At 75.2% G+C, this 14,190-nt stretch carries 11 protein-coding genes and 1 pseudogene; 6 read left to right on the top strand and 6 right to left on the bottom strand.

The window, feature by feature from the left end; translation table 11 throughout:
• The first annotated feature begins 111 nt into the window (after nucleotides 1-111).
• On the top strand, nucleotides 112-1,770 hold the full coding sequence (locus ACWFNE_RS03690) for a glycoside hydrolase family 27 protein (RefSeq protein ID WP_452121102.1): 1,659 nt from the start codon (nucleotides 112-114) through the stop codon (nucleotides 1,768-1,770).
• A 29-nt stretch (nucleotides 1,771-1,799) separates the two neighbouring features.
• Here the strand turns inward: ACWFNE_RS03690 and ACWFNE_RS03685 are convergent, their stop codons facing one another.
• Nucleotides 1,800-2,273: a MarR family transcriptional regulator gene (locus tag ACWFNE_RS03685; RefSeq protein WP_452121101.1), complete on the bottom strand. Its 474-nt coding sequence runs from the start codon at nucleotides 2,271-2,273 to the stop codon at nucleotides 1,800-1,802.
• Between the two features lie 85 nt (nucleotides 2,274-2,358).
• Here ACWFNE_RS03685 and ACWFNE_RS03680 point away from each other — a divergent pair, with 85 nt between their 5' ends.
• Complete coding sequence (locus ACWFNE_RS03680) at nucleotides 2,359-3,243, top strand: alpha/beta fold hydrolase (protein ID WP_452121100.1); 885 nt, start codon at nucleotides 2,359-2,361, stop codon at nucleotides 3,241-3,243.
• On the opposite strand, the gene ACWFNE_RS03675 is transcribed toward ACWFNE_RS03680, so the two are convergent.
• The gene (locus ACWFNE_RS03675) at nucleotides 3,224-4,213 is read right to left on the bottom strand and encodes a helix-turn-helix transcriptional regulator (RefSeq protein WP_452121099.1); all 990 of its coding nucleotides are present in this window, start codon (nucleotides 4,211-4,213) and stop codon (nucleotides 3,224-3,226) included. The genes ACWFNE_RS03680 and ACWFNE_RS03675 overlap by 20 nt on opposite strands.
• Nucleotides 4,214-4,341: 128 nt before the next feature.
• Here ACWFNE_RS03675 and ACWFNE_RS03670 point away from each other — a divergent pair.
• From ACWFNE_RS03670 to ACWFNE_RS03660, 3 genes and pseudogenes are all read left to right on the top strand, one after another.
• Nucleotides 4,342-4,902: pseudogene (locus ACWFNE_RS03670) on the top strand (epoxide hydrolase family protein); the annotation flags it as partial.
• Nucleotides 4,903-5,566: 664 nt separating this feature from the next.
• Complete coding sequence (locus tag ACWFNE_RS03665; protein ID WP_452121098.1) at nucleotides 5,567-7,036, top strand: alpha/beta hydrolase family protein; 1,470 nt, start codon at nucleotides 5,567-5,569, stop codon at nucleotides 7,034-7,036.
• An 88-nt stretch (nucleotides 7,037-7,124) separates the two neighbouring features.
• Nucleotides 7,125-8,447, top strand: coding sequence for an FAD-binding oxidoreductase (locus tag ACWFNE_RS03660; RefSeq protein ID WP_452121097.1), 1,323 nt, complete (start codon nucleotides 7,125-7,127; stop codon nucleotides 8,445-8,447).
• A 117-nt stretch (nucleotides 8,448-8,564) separates the two neighbouring features.
• Here the strand turns inward: ACWFNE_RS03660 and ACWFNE_RS03655 are convergent, their stop codons facing one another.
• The 3 genes from ACWFNE_RS03655 to ACWFNE_RS03645 all read right to left on the bottom strand — a co-directional run bounded on the left by ACWFNE_RS03655 (nucleotide 8,565) and on the right by ACWFNE_RS03645 (nucleotide 11,788).
• Nucleotides 8,565-10,073: a vWA domain-containing protein gene (locus tag ACWFNE_RS03655; protein ID WP_452121096.1), complete on the bottom strand. Its 1,509-nt coding sequence runs from the start codon at nucleotides 10,071-10,073 to the stop codon at nucleotides 8,565-8,567.
• A 408-nt stretch (nucleotides 10,074-10,481) separates the two neighbouring features.
• A complete protein-coding gene (locus ACWFNE_RS03650) occupies nucleotides 10,482-11,216 on the bottom strand; it encodes a TetR family transcriptional regulator (RefSeq protein WP_452121095.1) in 735 nt (244 codons plus the stop codon).
• Nucleotides 11,217-11,359: 143 nt separating this feature from the next.
• Complete coding sequence (locus ACWFNE_RS03645; protein WP_452121094.1) at nucleotides 11,360-11,788, bottom strand: hypothetical protein; 429 nt, start codon at nucleotides 11,786-11,788, stop codon at nucleotides 11,360-11,362.
• 352 nt (nucleotides 11,789-12,140) lie between these two features.
• On the opposite strand from ACWFNE_RS03645, the gene ACWFNE_RS03640 reads away from it, so the two are divergent.
• The gene (locus tag ACWFNE_RS03640) at nucleotides 12,141-12,731 is read left to right on the top strand and encodes a hypothetical protein (RefSeq protein ID WP_452121093.1); all 591 of its coding nucleotides are present in this window, start codon (nucleotides 12,141-12,143) and stop codon (nucleotides 12,729-12,731) included.
• 102 nt (nucleotides 12,732-12,833) lie between these two features.
• Here the strand turns inward: ACWFNE_RS03640 and ACWFNE_RS03635 are convergent, their stop codons facing one another.
• On the bottom strand, nucleotides 12,834-14,180 hold the full coding sequence (locus ACWFNE_RS03635) for an NtaA/DmoA family FMN-dependent monooxygenase (RefSeq protein WP_452121092.1): 1,347 nt from the start codon (nucleotides 14,178-14,180) through the stop codon (nucleotides 12,834-12,836).
• Nucleotides 14,181-14,190 lie beyond the last annotated feature (10 nt).

Below are 14,190 nucleotides of genomic sequence, written 5' to 3'. Positions count from 1 at the left end.
GACCGCACCACCCCGCCCGGCCGCGCGATCGTCGCCGACCGGACGGACCCGCACGACCGCGCGGTCCTGCCCGAGCGCGCGCAACCGCCCGACTGCACGAGGGAGTGCACGATGACGTCTTCAGCCGCCCGTCGCTGGGCCGCGGCCTGCGTGGCGACCCTGTCCCTGCTGAGCGCCGGCGTCGCGGTGGGCGCCGGTCCCGCAGCCGCCGCTCCCGCGCCGACCGTCGACGAGCCGGCGCCGCTGCCCCCGCTGGGCTGGAACAGCTGGAACACCTTCTACTGCGGCATCGACGAGGGGATGGTGCGCCAGACGGCGGACGCCATGGTGAGCACCGGCATGGCGGCGGCCGGCTACCAGTACGTGGTCGTCGACGACTGCTGGATGCGCGACACCCGCGACGCGAACGGCAACACGCAGCCGCGCACCGACCGGTTCCCGTCCGGCATGAAGGCCCTCGGCGACTACATCCACGGCAAGGGCCTCAAGTTCGGGATCTACCACGCGCCGCGCGAGAAGACGTGCGACCAGTACTTCGGCAACCGCCCCGGCACGTCCTCCCACGGCTACGAGACGAAGGACGCGGCCCTCTTCGCGTCGTGGGGCGTCGACTACGTCAAGCACGACTGGTGCGACCCGCGCGGCTCGGTCACCGAGCAGGCGACGCTGTTCGCCCGGTTCGGCGCCGCGCTCAAGGCCACCGGCCGCCCGATCGTCTACTCGATCAACCCGAACAGCGCGCACTCCAACACCGCGCCGACCTACTCGGGCTGGGGCTCCTTCGCCGACATGTGGCGCACGTCCGAGGACCTCGACGACGCGTGGTCCACGGGCTGCGCGCCGACCTCCGACTGCTTCGTCGGGATCACCGAGGCGCTCGACATCGTCGAGCCGATGCGCGAGTGGACCCGGCCGGGGCAGTACAACGACCCGGACATGCTCATGGTCGGGGTGCGCGGCAGCCTGACGCCGACGGAGAACCGCGCTCACATGAGCATGTGGGCGATGCTCGGCGCGCCGCTCGTCGCGGGCAACGACCTGCGGAACATGAGCGCCGACGTGCGCGCGGTGCTGACGAACCGGGACGTGCTCGCGCTCGACCAGGACCCGCTCGTGCGGCAGGCCGACCGGGTGCGCGACGACGGCGACGCCGAGGTCTGGGCCAAGCCGCTCGCCGACGGCTCGGTCGCGGTCGCGCTGCTCAACCGCGGCGGCGGGGCGCGCTCGATCTCGACGACGCTCGCGCAGGTCGGCCTCGGCTCGGGGACGCACACCTACCGCGAGCTGTGGACGGGTGCGACGGGGACGACCACCGGGTCGCTGACCGCGCAGGTCCCGGCGCACGGGGTCGCGCTCTACCGGGTCACGCCCGGCGGTGTCGTCACGCCGCCGACCGGCAGCACGCTGGTCGGCGCCGCGTCGGGCCGGTGCCTCGACGTGCCCGCGAGCGCCACCGCGAACGGCACGGGCCTCGTGATCTGGGACTGCGGCACGGGCGCCAACCAGCGGTGGACCGAGACCGGCGGCACGCTGCGCTCGCTGGGGAAGTGCCTCGACGCACCGCCGAGCGCGGTCGCCGGCACGCGCGTGCAGCTGTGGGACTGCAACGGCGGCACCCACCAGCAGTGGACGGTCCAGGGCGACGGCACGGTCCGCGGCGTGCGGTCCGGGCTGTGCCTCGACGTCGACCGCAACCTCACCGCGAACAGCACCGCGGTGCTGCTGTGGCACTGCACGGGGGCCGCGAACCAGGTCTGGTCGCGGCGGTAGGGGGCACCGGCGGACCACCGCGGGGCGGTCTACGCGTCCGGGTCGGCGGCGTCCCAGCCGGGCATGTCGATGCGGAGGGCGTCGTCGCCGACGAGCTGCCGCAGGGTGCCCTCGAGCGCGGCGACCGACGCCGACCCGACCTGCCGCTCCCACCGCTCACGCAGCTCGGCGAACACCGTCTCGCCCTCGCGCATCAGGGCCCGGCCGTGGTCGGTGACGCGCAGGCGCACCCGGCGCCGGTCATCGGGGTCGGGCTCGCGCGCGACGTAGCCGCGCGCCTCGAGGGCGGCGATCGTCTTGGCCGCGGCCTGCTTGGTGACCGACATGGCGCGGCCGAGCTCGGAGGCGCTGTCCGCGCCGGTGAGGATCGCGCGGAGGGCGAAGTCGTGCACGGGTCGGACGTCCTCGTGGCCGCGGGCCGCGAGCTCGGCACCGGCCTGGTCCGCCATCGTCCGGAAGCCGGCGAGCAGGAGCAGCGCCAGGTCGGCGCCCGATCGCGACATGGAGGCAGCCTAGACCGGCCGTTGACATCGACAACCTGGATGTCTACCGTAATGGACAACCTAGATGTCGAACCCGGAGGCTCCCATGCCCGTCGTCACCCCCGCCGGCGCGACCGTTCCCGGCGCCACCCACCACCTCACCGACGTCCACGGGACCCGGCTGCACCACGTCTCCGCCGGGACCACCGGCTCGCCGGTCCTCCTGGTCCACGGGTGGCCGGAGACCTGGTGGGCGTTCCGGAAGCTGATCCCGCGCCTCGCCGGCACCCACCGTGTGCACGCCGTCGACCTGCGCGGCTTCGGCGACTCCGACGCCGACGGCGCCGAGTTCGGCGAGCACGTCGCGGCCGAGGACCTGCACCACCTGGTCCGGCACCTCGGCCAGGGTCCCGTGCACCTCGTGGTCCAGGACATCAGCGGCGGGGTGGGCTTCCGGTTCGCGGCCACGCACCCCGCGGACGTGCTCAGCCTCACCGCCGTCGAGTCGACCCTCGCCGGGTACGGGCTCGAGCAGCTCGCCGACGTGAACGCCCACGGCTCGTGGCACGTCGGGTTCCTCGGCGCGCCCGGCATCCCGTCCCTGCTCCTCCCGGGTCGCGAGCGCGCACTCCTGGCCGGCTGGGCCTACCCGCTGATGAACGGGACCGAGGGCGCCGTGACCGAGCGCGACCTCGACGAGCTCGTCCGCACCTACTCCCGCCCGGGCGCCTGGCGCGGCACCGAGGGCCTCTACCAGTCCCTGTTCGCCGACGACGGCGCCACCCGGGCGCTCGCCGCGTCCCGGCCGCTCACCGTCCCCGTGCTCGCCGTCGACGGCGTCCACCACCCCGTCACGGCCAGCACCTTCCGCCAGGTCACCGCGGGCGAGCTCACCGCCGTGCACGTCGAGGGCGTCGGGCACCTCGTCGCGCAGGAGGCCCCGGAGGCGCTCGCGTCCGCGATCCTCGACCTCACGGCACGGGTCGACTGACGTCTGCGCCGGGCAGGCCCTGCGCCGGGACCGCCCGGGCGTACCGCGCCGCGAGCACGCGGAGGTGCTCGACGAGCCCGGCCGGCTCGTCGACGTGGAAGTCGAGCCCGAGCATGCCGACCCAGACCGCGACGACCTCGACGCTGTCCCCGCCGGTGACGAGCACGCTGCGGCCGTCCGGAAGCGCCTCGACCGTGCCCACCGCGGGGTTGATGCGCGCCAGGACCTCGTCCGCGGCGGCGTCGACGGTCACGCGCGCGTGCACCGCCCACCCCGCCCGCGCGACCTCGCGGACGGTGAAGTCGGTGACGTCCTCCGGGAACGGGACCGGCGTGAAGCGACGCCCGCCCGGCGTCCGGAGCCGCAGCCAGTCGACACGGTAGGGCGCCCACTCCCCCGTCCGCGGCTCACGCGCGACGAGGAACCACCGGCGCTGCCAGGCGACCAGCCGGTACGGCTCGAGCTCGAGCCGCTGGTCCCGGAAGTCGACCCGGAGCCCCTGGTGGTCGCGGATCGCGTCGGCGACGGTCGCGAGCGTCGCGGGGTCGACGGCCGGGTCCTCGACGTTGGAGTCGGTGTTCTCGGGTCCGCTCGCGCTCGCGTCGCGGATCGAGGCGAGGCGGCGGCGCAGCCGGTCGGGCATCACCTGCTCGAGCTTCGTGAGCGCCGAGCGCGCAGAATCCTCGAACCCCGCGGTCGCGGTGGTCCGGCGCAGGCCCACGGCGACGGCGATCGCCTCGGCGTCGTCGAGCAGGAGCGGGGGCAGCCGCGCGCCGGCGCCGAGCCGGTACCGCCCGCCCGGTCCGCGCACCGCACCCACCGGGTACCCGAGCTCGCGCAGCCGGGTGACGTCGTTGCGCACGGTCCGGTCGGTGACGGCGAGCCGCTCGGCGAGCTCGGTGCCGGACCAGTCGGGCCGGGACTGCAGCAGCCCGAGGAGCGTCAGCAGCCGGGCAGACGTCGATGTCATGCGTCCTCCACGGCGGGCCGGATCCGGTCCAGATCGGTGAAGGATAACGGAACGAAACGTTCCGGAACCCTTTCTACGGTGGGTGTCACGAGCCCGACGACGACGGGCTCACGACCTCGGGAGATGCCATGACCTCCACCACCTCCGCCGCACCGCTCGACCTCCGCCCCTTCCGCGTCGGGGTCCCGCAGGCCGACCTCGACGACCTGCGGGCCCGGCTCGCCCGCACCCGCTTCGCCCCGGCCGCCCCGGCCGACTCCTGGGAGTACGGCACGCCCGTGTCCTACCTGCGCCGCATGGTCGAGCGCTGGGCGGCGTTCGACTGGCGGGCCGTCGAGGACCGCCTCAACGGCTACCCCGCGTTCACGACCGAGGTCGACGGCCAGCCGCTGCACCTCCTGCACGTCCGCTCGCCGCACCCGGACGCCACGCCGCTGCTGCTCGCGCACACCTACCCCGGCTCCGTGCTCGACTTCCTCGACATGATCGACCCGCTCGTCGACCCCGTCCGTCACGGCGGGCGACCCGAGGACGCCTTCCACCTGGTGATCCCCTCGATGCCCGGCTCCGGGTTCTCGACGCCGCTGGTCGGCGCCGGCTGGACCATGGCACGGGTCGCCCGCACCTACGACGCGCTCATGCGCGGGCTCGGGTACGACTCGTACGGGATCCACGGGAGCGACGGCGGCGCGATGATCGGCCGGGAGCTCGCCGTCCTCGACCCCGAGGGCTTCCGCGGTGCGCACGTGCTGCAGCTGTTCTCCTTCCCGTCCGGAGCACCGGGCGAGATGGACGGCTTCGGGGAGAAGGAGCTCGCCGCCCTCGCGCACGCGCAGTGGTTCCAGTCCGTCGGCGGCTACAACGCGATGAACGCGTCACGGCCGCAGACCGTCGGCGCCGGGCTCGCCGACTCCCCCGTCGCGACGCTCGCCTACCACGAGCTCTTCGAGAGCTTCGGCAACGGCACCTCGCTCGTGACCGCGGACCAGGTGCTCGCCCAGGCGAGCCTCTACTGGTTCACCAACACGTACGCCACGGCGGCGCGGTACCACTTCGCCGAGCAGCGCTCCGGTGCCGAACCGGTCGTGAGCACCGGCCGCCTCGGCGTCGCCGTCTTCCAGGACGACTTCCAGACGATCCGCAGCCGGCCGAGCGTGACAACGCCCGGATCGAGCACTGGTCGGAGCTGCCGCGCGGCGGTCACTACGCGGCGCTGGAGGTGCCCGGGGACGTGGTCGCGGACCTCCGGGTGTTCTTCGGCTGAGGACGGTCGGCCAGGCACGGGTCACCCCGGGACAGGGGCGCGACGGCGCGCTCAGCGCGCTCTCAGGGGCCGTCGGCGACGATCCTGCGGTGACCGGAACCCTCGCTGGCCTGCCCCTCGCGGAGCTCCTGGTCGTGGCGGGCTCGCTGGCGCTCGTGCTGAGCCGCACGCGGCGGCTCGCCGCCCGCCGCCGAGCCGCCGCCACGGTCACGGTCGCCTCCGCCGGCATGGTGGTCGCCGGCCTGGTCGGCTTCCTGTCCACGTCCGGCCTGCGCTGGGCGCTCCTGCCGGTGCTCGCGGCCGACCTGCTCGTCGTCCTCCGGGCCGCGGTGGTGTGGCTGCGGCGCCGGCAGCGCGGCGGCGCGCCCGGCCCGCGCGGTCGCCGGTGGCCGGCGGTCGTCGGCTCGCTGGTGTGCGTCGGCCTGGTCGCCGCGGGCGGGGTCGCCGCCTGGGCGCTCCCCGTCCCGACGTTCCCGCGCCCGTCCGGGGAGTCCGCGGTCGGCACGACGGTCCTGGAGTGGACCGACCCGGCACGCGAGGAGGCGGCGACGCCGGAGGCCGGCGACCGGCGGACCGTCGTCGTGCAGCTCTGGTACCCGGCGCAGCCGAGCACCCCGGGGGCGCCGCGAGCGCAGTACCTGGGCCGCACGCCGCACGAGGCCACGACCGTCGCGGCGGCCGCTGCCGACTACCTGGGCGTCCCGGCGCTCGTGCTGGACGGCCCACCGCGCGCACGCAGCCACGCGGTCGTCGACGCGCCGCCGGCGACGGGGCGCCTCCCGGTCGTCCTGTTCTCCCCCGGCCTCGGTGGCCTGCGCACGCAGAGCACCGCGTGGGCCGAGGACCTCGCCAGCCGCGGCTACGTGGTCGCGGGGATCGACCACCCCTACGACTCGGCCGCGGTGGTCCTCGCCGACGGCCGGGTCGTCCGGACGCAGATCGCGTCGAGCGGCGACCCGCAGGAGGACGCGAGGCGGCGGATCGGCTGGACGACGGTGCGGGCCGCGGACCTCGGCTTCGTCCTCACGCAGCTCGGCCGGCTCGACCGCGGCGAGATCGCGAGCCCGTTCGAGGGGCTGCTCGACACCGGGCGGGCGGCGGCGGCCGGGCACTCCGTCGGTGGGGCGGCCGCCGTGCGCGCCGCCGCCCAGGACCCGCGCTTCACGGCGGTCATCGACCTGGACGGCGGTCTCGACCCGGATCAGGGGCCGCCGCAGCAACCGGTGCTCGCCCTCGCCCACGAGGTCCGCGACGAGGCCGACGCCGCCTACGTCGCCCGCCTGTCGAGCGTGCTCGCGCGCGGCGCGGGAACGGGCTACCTGCTCACCGTCCCGGGGAGCGCCCACCTGACCTTCACCGACGCCCCGCTGTACCTGCCGCCCGTGCCCTCGGTCACGGGCTCCCTGGGCCCCGCCCGCAGCGTCCGGACGACCGCCGCGACCTGCGCCGCGTTCCTCGACGCCACGCTCCGCGGTCGCCCGCTGGACCTTCCCGCGACGCTCTCCCGCTTCGGCGACCTGCAGGTCCACGCGCCGACGACCGCGCCGCAGCAGCCCTGACCGGCGCGCGGTTGCCCGATCGCGTGGACCGGCGCGGACGGTCACCCGGAGCCTTGGCAGCCCCGCCGGCCCTCGCCACAGTGGTGCCATGACCACCGCCGAAGCCCTGCCCGCCACCTTCGCGGGCGACGTCCTCGTCCCCGGCTCACCCGGGTACGACGCCGCGCGCACCGTCTGGAACGGGACCGTCGACCGCCGCCCGGCCTACGTCGTGCGGTGCGCCGGCAACGACGACGTGCGTGCTGCCGTGCGGGTCGCGCGCGAGCTCGGGCTCCCGCTCGGCGTGCGCGGCGGCGGGCACAGCGCCGCGGGCTGGGCCGTGCCGGAGGGCGGGCTGATGATCGACCTGTCCCGGATGGATCGTGCGGAGGTCGACCCGGGCGCCCGCACGGCGCAGGTCCAGGGCGGTGCGCTGCTCGGGTCGCTCGACACCGCGGCTCAGGCGCACGGGCTCGCGACGACGGCGGGCATCGTGTCGCACACCGGCATCGGCGGGCTCGCGCTCGGGGGCGGCGTCGGCTGGCTCGCGCGCCTGGTCGGCCTCACCTGCGACAACGCGCTCGGGTACGAGGTGGTGACCGCGGAGGGCGAGCTGGTCCGCGCGACGCCCGACGAGCACCCGGACCTGTTCTGGGCGCTGCGCGGCGGCGGCGGCAACTTCGGCGTCGTGACGCGCTTCGACCTCGCGCTGCACGGCACGGGGACGCAGGCGCTCACGGCCGAGGTCGACCTCGACGCGGAGGGCGGGCTCGACGCGCTCCGGACCTGGCTGACGCGGGCCCACGAGGCCCCCCGGCGCGCGACGCTCTACGCGGAGGTGCGGGCCGCCGGGCCGCTCACGCTCGGGCTGGTCTGGGTCGGCGCACCCGACGACGCGGAGCCGCTCGTCGCCGAGCTCGACGACCTCGGCACCCCCAGGGCCCGCCGCGTCGCCGCCCTGCCCTACCTCGACCTGCAGCGGCGGTACGACGTCGGCGCCGCGCACGGCTTCCGGCGGTACGCGCGGAGCCACTACGTCCGGGAGCTGCCCGACGCGGCGCTCGAGGCGTTCCTCGCGCACACCGAGGCCGGCGTGGGGACGGCGAGCCTCGTCGCGTACGGCGGCGCCATCGCGGACGTCGACCCGGGGGCGACGGCGTTCGCGCACCGCGACGCGCGGTTCGAGTACGGCGTCGGCGCACGGTGGGAGGACCCCGCGGACGACGAGCGGCACTCGGCGACGTGCCGCCGGCTGGCCGCGACGATCGAGCCGTGGAGCGTCGGCGTGTACGTCAACGCGCTCGGCGCCGAGGGGACCGCGGGCGTGCACCGGGCGTACGGGGAGGCGACCTGGACGCGTCTCGCGCGGGTGAAGTCGGCGTGGGACCCGGAGAACGTCTTCCGGCTGAACCAGAACATCCCGCCCGCCTGAGGCTCCCCGACGCACGTCGCTCCGGTGACCGGGGACGGTCACCGGAGCGACGGCGTGCGGTGCGGCACGGCAGGGCACGCTCCCCGCGTCGACCGGGAGCGGCGCGTCACCGCCCGCTCAGCCCGCGACCTCCAGGTAGGTGTCGATGAGGCCGACGAACTCCGACCGCAGGCCGTAGGCGTCCTCCCCGAGCGCCGCCTCGGCCCGATCGCGGGCCCGGCGCGCGTCGGCGTCCGCGGCGTGCTCCGAGCCGGCCACCGTGAGTCCGAACTCGACGACGGCGGACGCGAAGCGGAAGTCGCTCGTGGGCCGGGCGGTGTAGGCGTCCGCGCGGGCCGGGAACACGACCTCGGTGCTCTCCGCGGCGCCCGGCTGCTTGTAGCGCACGTGCACCGTGAGGAAGTCGTCGGAGCGCCCGGTCTCGACGTCCTGGTAGTCGAGGTCGTCGACGGGCTCGCCGTCGGCCGGGACGATCTCGTAGAACGCCGTCACCGCGTGACCGGCGCCGACGTCCCCCGCGTCCTTGGTGTCGTTGTCGAACTCCTCGTCCTCCAGCCGGCGGTTGTCGTAGCCCAGGAGCCGGTACCGCGCGACGGTCGCGGGGTTGAGCTCGACCTGGACCTTGAGGTCCTGCGCGACGACGAACATCGTCGAGTCGAACTCGTCCACGAGGACCTTGCGGGCCTCCTGGAGCGTGTCGATGTAGGCGTAGTTGCCGTTCCCGTGGTCGGCGATCGCCTCCATCGTGCTGTCCTTCAGGTTGCCCATCCCGAAGCCGAGCACCGAGACGTAGACCCCGGTCCGGGCGTGCTCCTCGATGAGCTCGGTCAGCTCCTCCGGCGTCGACGGGCCGACGTTGAAGTCGCCGTCGGTCGCGAGCACCACCCGGTTGTTGCCGCCCTCGACGAAGTTCTTCGTCGCCAGCTCGTACGCGGTCGCGAGGCCCTGCGCACCGCCGGTGGACCCACCGGCCTCCAGGTCGCGCAGGATCCGCACGAGCTCCTCGCGCCGGTCCCCGGGGACGGAGTCGGCGAGCACCTGCTCGCTGCCGGCGTAGGTCACGATCGAGACGGTGTCGTCCTCGTCGAGCTGCTCGACGAGGAGCGCAAACGAGTCGGCGAGCAGCGGGAGCTTGTCGGGCTCGTCCATCGAGCCGGACACGTCGAGCAGGAACACGACGTTGTTGCCCCGGCTGGTCGGCGTCGCGGCGGTGGCCTGCACGCCGATCATGGCGAGCTGGTGCCCGGGCGCCCACGGCGCGTCCGCGACCTGCGTCGTGACGGTGAACGGGTCGGCCGCGCCCGGCCCCGGGGTCGGGTAGTCGTAGTCGAAGTAGTTCACGAGCTCCTCGATGCGGACGCCCTCCGGCGCGACGCCCTGCCGCAGCTGGCGGCGCAGGTTGCTGTACGACGCGGTGTCGACGTCCGAGGCGAAGGTCGACAACGGGCTCGTCGTCACGTCCTGGAACGGCTGCTCCGGGGAGTCGTCGTACTCCTCCTGCCCGTCCGCCGGGGCCGGGCGAGCCTCGTCGGGCGCGACCGAGCCGTCGTAGCCGAGCTCCGGCCCGTAGGCGTCGCTCGCGCCGTCCGCGCTGCAGGCCGCGAGCGCGCCCACCACGGCCAGCACCACCGCAGCCGAGACGAGGCGCGTCGGCGTGCGGGTGCGACGGGACGCGCGAGCGAGCCGCGTCGTCGAGGGACGAGCACCGAGAAAGATCCGACCGCGCATGGGCTGCCTCCGTTGTCCGAGGTCTGAAGCGTGGCGGTCCGTCCGGCGGGCAGCCAGCACGGCACGGTCACGCGAGCATCCCGGTCAGGTAACACGCGTCGCGATCAGGTAACGGGGACGTCCGGAGCGGTCGTTCCTCACCCGATCCGTCACCCGGTCAGCGGTGTTCCCCGGTCCGGCCGAGGTGCAGCGTCGCCCGGCGCCGGCACGTCGTGCGTGTCGTCCGAGTCACGGGCGTCCGGCACCCGCCGGTCGACGAGGGGCGGGGCCTGCGACCGTGGCAGCGCCGGCTCACGGAACCTGCTCTCAGGGACGCGCCGCCTCGGGCTCCGGCTCGTCGTCGGCGGCGGGGTCGCGCAGGTCGTGCACGAGCGCCAGCACGTCGTGCACCGCCGGGCGCAGCGGCCGCAGGCGCGAGAGGCGCACGAGCCGGTCGACCAGCGGGGTGGTCCGCTGCACCAGCTGCCGGGTCCTGCGCTGCCCGCGGCTGGTGTCGTGCACCCAGAAGAGGGTCACGCCCATGTGCGCCAGCCAGAGCAGCTCGGGCAGCTCGGCGAGCAGGCGCTCGTCGGCCTTGATCTCGCTGCCCTCGACGACAGCCCGGTAGATCGCGGTGGAGGCCTGCCGCGGCTGGCTGCTCTCCGCGCTGAACGGGTTGAGCGGGCTCGTGGGCTGGGCGGCGACGGCGAAGAACTGGCCGGCGAACTGGTGGTACGGCGCGGCCGCCTCGAGGAACGCCTCCTCGGCGGTCCTCAGCCTCGAGGGGAAGTCCGGGACGCCCGTCAGGCGCGCGAGGGCCAGGTCGCGGTGCTCGTCCTGGAGCCGGTCGTAGAAGCCCTGGACCAGGTGCTCCTTCGAGGCGAAGTAGTAGTACGCGTTCCCGAGGCTGACGCCCGCCTCGGTCGCGACGGCGCGCATCGTGGTCTTTTCGTAGCCGCACTCCTGGAACAGGGTCAGCGCGGCCTCGACGATGCGGCCCCGGGTCTCCTCGCCGCGCCGCGACGGGGCGGCGCTCGGGGGGTCGGTCGGTGCGACGCTCACGCTCTCAGCTCATCCCCTCGGGCCTGCACCGACGTCACCTGGGTGACTCGAACCTCCGCGACACGATATCTGTGCGCACGGGGCCCGCGACGGCGGTGGCCGGCGCCGGCGGTGGCCGCCGGCGGCCCGGTGCGCCGGCGACGTCAGGCCCGCGGCGCGTACGGGTGCCCGTAGACGGGCAGGTCGTGCTGCCCGGACGGGACGTAGGGGCCGTGCGGCTGCGCGGGGGCGACGCGGTGCCGGCGGACGCGGCTCAGCACGAAGACGTTGCCGAGGTGGAGCGCGCCGAGCAGGAGGGTCACCGCGCCGAGCTTGGAGGCCAGGGCCTCGATGACGTGCTGGGCGGAGGTGACGGGCTCGCCCGCCCGGAGCATGAGCGAGACGAACCCGAGGTTCACGAGGTAGAACCCGACGACCAGGAGCCGGTTGGTCGCGGCGGCGACCTTCTCCTCGCCGTGGAAGACGTCGACGAGGAAGACCTCGCCGTTCCGCGTGAGGGTCCGGGCGACCCAGACCGTCAGCGCGACGCTGACCGCGATGTAGACGAGGTAGGTGACGACGGTCGGGTTCATCGGATCGCTCCTGGGCGGGGACGTCGGCCGAGTGGTCCTCGGCGAGTTGAACGTGTTCAACACGAGCCACGCTACCGCCGGACTTGAACGTGTTCAAGTGACGCTGGTCACGGCCGCCGCCCGGGCCCCGCACGCCCCGGCGGCGACCGCCCTCCCGCCTCGGACGCCAGGAGCCCGCCGGCAGGGCCGCACCGGGTCGGGGACGCGCTGCCCGCATGTCGGCACCGCGCGCGGTCTAGGGTGACGAGCGCTCGGCCGACCGCCTGACGTCGGCGCACAGCAGCCCGCGGCACTCCACGTCCGGCCCCGGACACGGTCGCGGGCCCCGACACCACGAGCTCTCGGAGGACCGATGACGCCGCGCACGAGCACCACCGGCACCCCCCGCCGCGCCGCCGCCCTCGGGGCCGTCGCGTTGACCCTGACGGTCGGGGCCGCGGGGTTCGCCTCGACGCTCGCGAGCGCCGACCGGCCGGCCGGCGAGGTCACGGCCGGCGACACCGCACCCCAGGCGCAGGTGGACGACGCGGTCCTGGCGACGGACGAGCCCGCGGCGGCGGACGCCCTCCCCGGCGCCGACGGGTACACGCAGGAACGGTCCGACGCCTTCTGGGCTGCGGGCTACGTCATGGAGGACGCGGCCGCGCTCGCCGAGCTGTGGCAGGTCGAGCTCCTCGAGGCGAAGGGCCGGGCGGGGCAGCTGCTGCTCGACGGCCGGCCCGTGCCGGTCGCGCCGGGCTCGTCGCTCGACCTCACCGATCCCGACACCGTCCAGGGGCTGCAGCTGGAGGCTTTCTGGGACGCGGGCTACACGGGCGACGACGGCGCGACGCTCGCGGATCTCTGGAACGTCGAGGTCATCGAGGCGAAGACCACCGCCGGCCAGATCCTCCGCGACGGGCAGCCGCTCCCGATCGGCCCGAGCGGGACGCCGGTGTCCTGACCGGGCCCCGCCCCGCCACCGCCCAGCCCGCGACCGGGGGCGCGGCACGGACGGCACCCTCCGGCGCGGGCTGCCTCGACCCGCGGGCCGCCGCCGCCGAGATCAGCGCCCGACCCGCTCCCGCGCCACCGCGCTCGGCACACCCCGCGCTCCCGCCACACCGAGCCGTTCGCGCAGCGTGACCCCCGCCTCGGCCGCGGCGAAGAGGCCCCGCTCGACGAGGATCGGGACCACCAGCCGAGCGAAGCGCTCGAAGTCGACGGCGGTGTCCGCGTACATCACGGTGAAGCCGTCGGCCGCGCCCGCCGCCCACCAGGCCTGGAGGTCGTCGGCGACCTGCTCGGGAGAGCCGACGACGAGGCGGTGCCCGCCCGCAGGTCCGCCGGCCGTGTGCCGGACCAGTCCCCGCGCGGAGAGCGGACGCTCCGCGAGGAGGGCGCGCGTGCTGAGCTGGAAACCGACCGACCCGGACTCGCCCACCGGGACCTCCGGCAGGTCCTCGAGACCGATCGGCTCGTCGAGGTCCCGCCCGGGCAGGCCCAGGGCGGACAGCACGCCGCGCGCGAGGTCGTCGACCGGGAGCGTGGCCACGAGCTCGTCGAGCCGGTCCCGTGCGTCCTGCTCCGTCTCCCCGACGAGCACCACGACCCCGAGCGACACCTTGACCTGGTCCGGGTCGCGTCCGGCCGCGGCGGCTCGCGCACGGACGTCGTCCCGGAGCGCGACCGCACGGGCCCGGGTCTGAGCCACCGCGAACACCACGTCGGCGAACCGCGCACCGAGCGCCAGCCCGCCGTCCGACCCGCCGGCCTGCACCACGACGGGCCGGCCCTGCGGCCCGGGCGGGACGGGCAGCGGCCCGGCGACCGAGAAGAACTCGCCCCGGTGGTCGGCGGGGTGGATCCGCGACACGTCCGCGTAGACGCCCGTCGCCCGGTCGGCCACGACCGCGCCGGGTTCCCAGCCGTCCCAGAGCCGCGTGACGACGTCGAGGAACTCGTGGGCGCGCCGGTACCGGGTCTTCTTGTCGAGCGGTTCGGCGAGCCCGAAGTTCGCGGCCGCGGCCGGCGCGAACGTGGTGACGACATTCACCGCCGCGCGACCCCTCGTCACGATGTCGAGCGCCTGGAACCGCCGCGCCAGGTTGTAGGGGGCGTTGTACGTCGACGAGCTCGTGACGACCCCGCCGACGCGCTGCGTCACCGCGAGGAGGTGGCCGAGGAGCACGAGCGGGTCGATCCCCCCGGACGGCGTCGAGGCGATGTCGGCGCCGAGCGCCGGGCCGTCCCCGAGGAAGATCGCGTCGAGGCCGACCTCGTCCGCGATCCGCGCGAGTCGTGTGTAGTGCTCGACGTCGAGGTTGGCCCCCGGGTCGGCGTGCGGCAGCCGCCACGCGGTGCGGAAGTGGCCCGGCGTCATGAGCGACGCGACGAGGTGGAGCGTGGGCATCGGTGTCCTC

This window comes from Cellulomonas sp. NPDC055163 (genome assembly GCF_053607065.1).
This window is presented reverse-complemented; position numbering and strand designations above follow the sequence as displayed.

Coding starts and splice junctions, on each gene's coding strand:
- ACWFNE_RS03660 (WP_452121097.1), top strand. CDS start 7,125: ATGACCACCGCCGAAGCCCTGCCCGCCACCTTCGCGGGCGACGTCCTC.
- ACWFNE_RS03690 (WP_452121102.1), top strand. CDS start 112: ATGACGTCTTCAGCCGCCCGTCGCTGGGCCGCGGCCTGCGTGGCGACC.
- ACWFNE_RS03645 (WP_452121094.1), bottom strand. CDS start 11,788: ATGAACCCGACCGTCGTCACCTACCTCGTCTACATCGCGGTCAGCGTC.
- ACWFNE_RS03685 (WP_452121101.1), bottom strand. CDS start 2,273: ATGTCGCGATCGGGCGCCGACCTGGCGCTGCTCCTGCTCGCCGGCTTC.
- ACWFNE_RS03680 (WP_452121100.1), top strand. CDS start 2,359: ATGCCCGTCGTCACCCCCGCCGGCGCGACCGTTCCCGGCGCCACCCAC.
- ACWFNE_RS03635 (WP_452121092.1), bottom strand. CDS start 14,180: ATGCCCACGCTCCACCTCGTCGCGTCGCTCATGACGCCGGGCCACTTC.
- ACWFNE_RS03640 (WP_452121093.1), top strand. CDS start 12,141: ATGACGCCGCGCACGAGCACCACCGGCACCCCCCGCCGCGCCGCCGCC.
- ACWFNE_RS03675 (WP_452121099.1), bottom strand. CDS start 4,213: ATGACATCGACGTCTGCCCGGCTGCTGACGCTCCTCGGGCTGCTGCAG.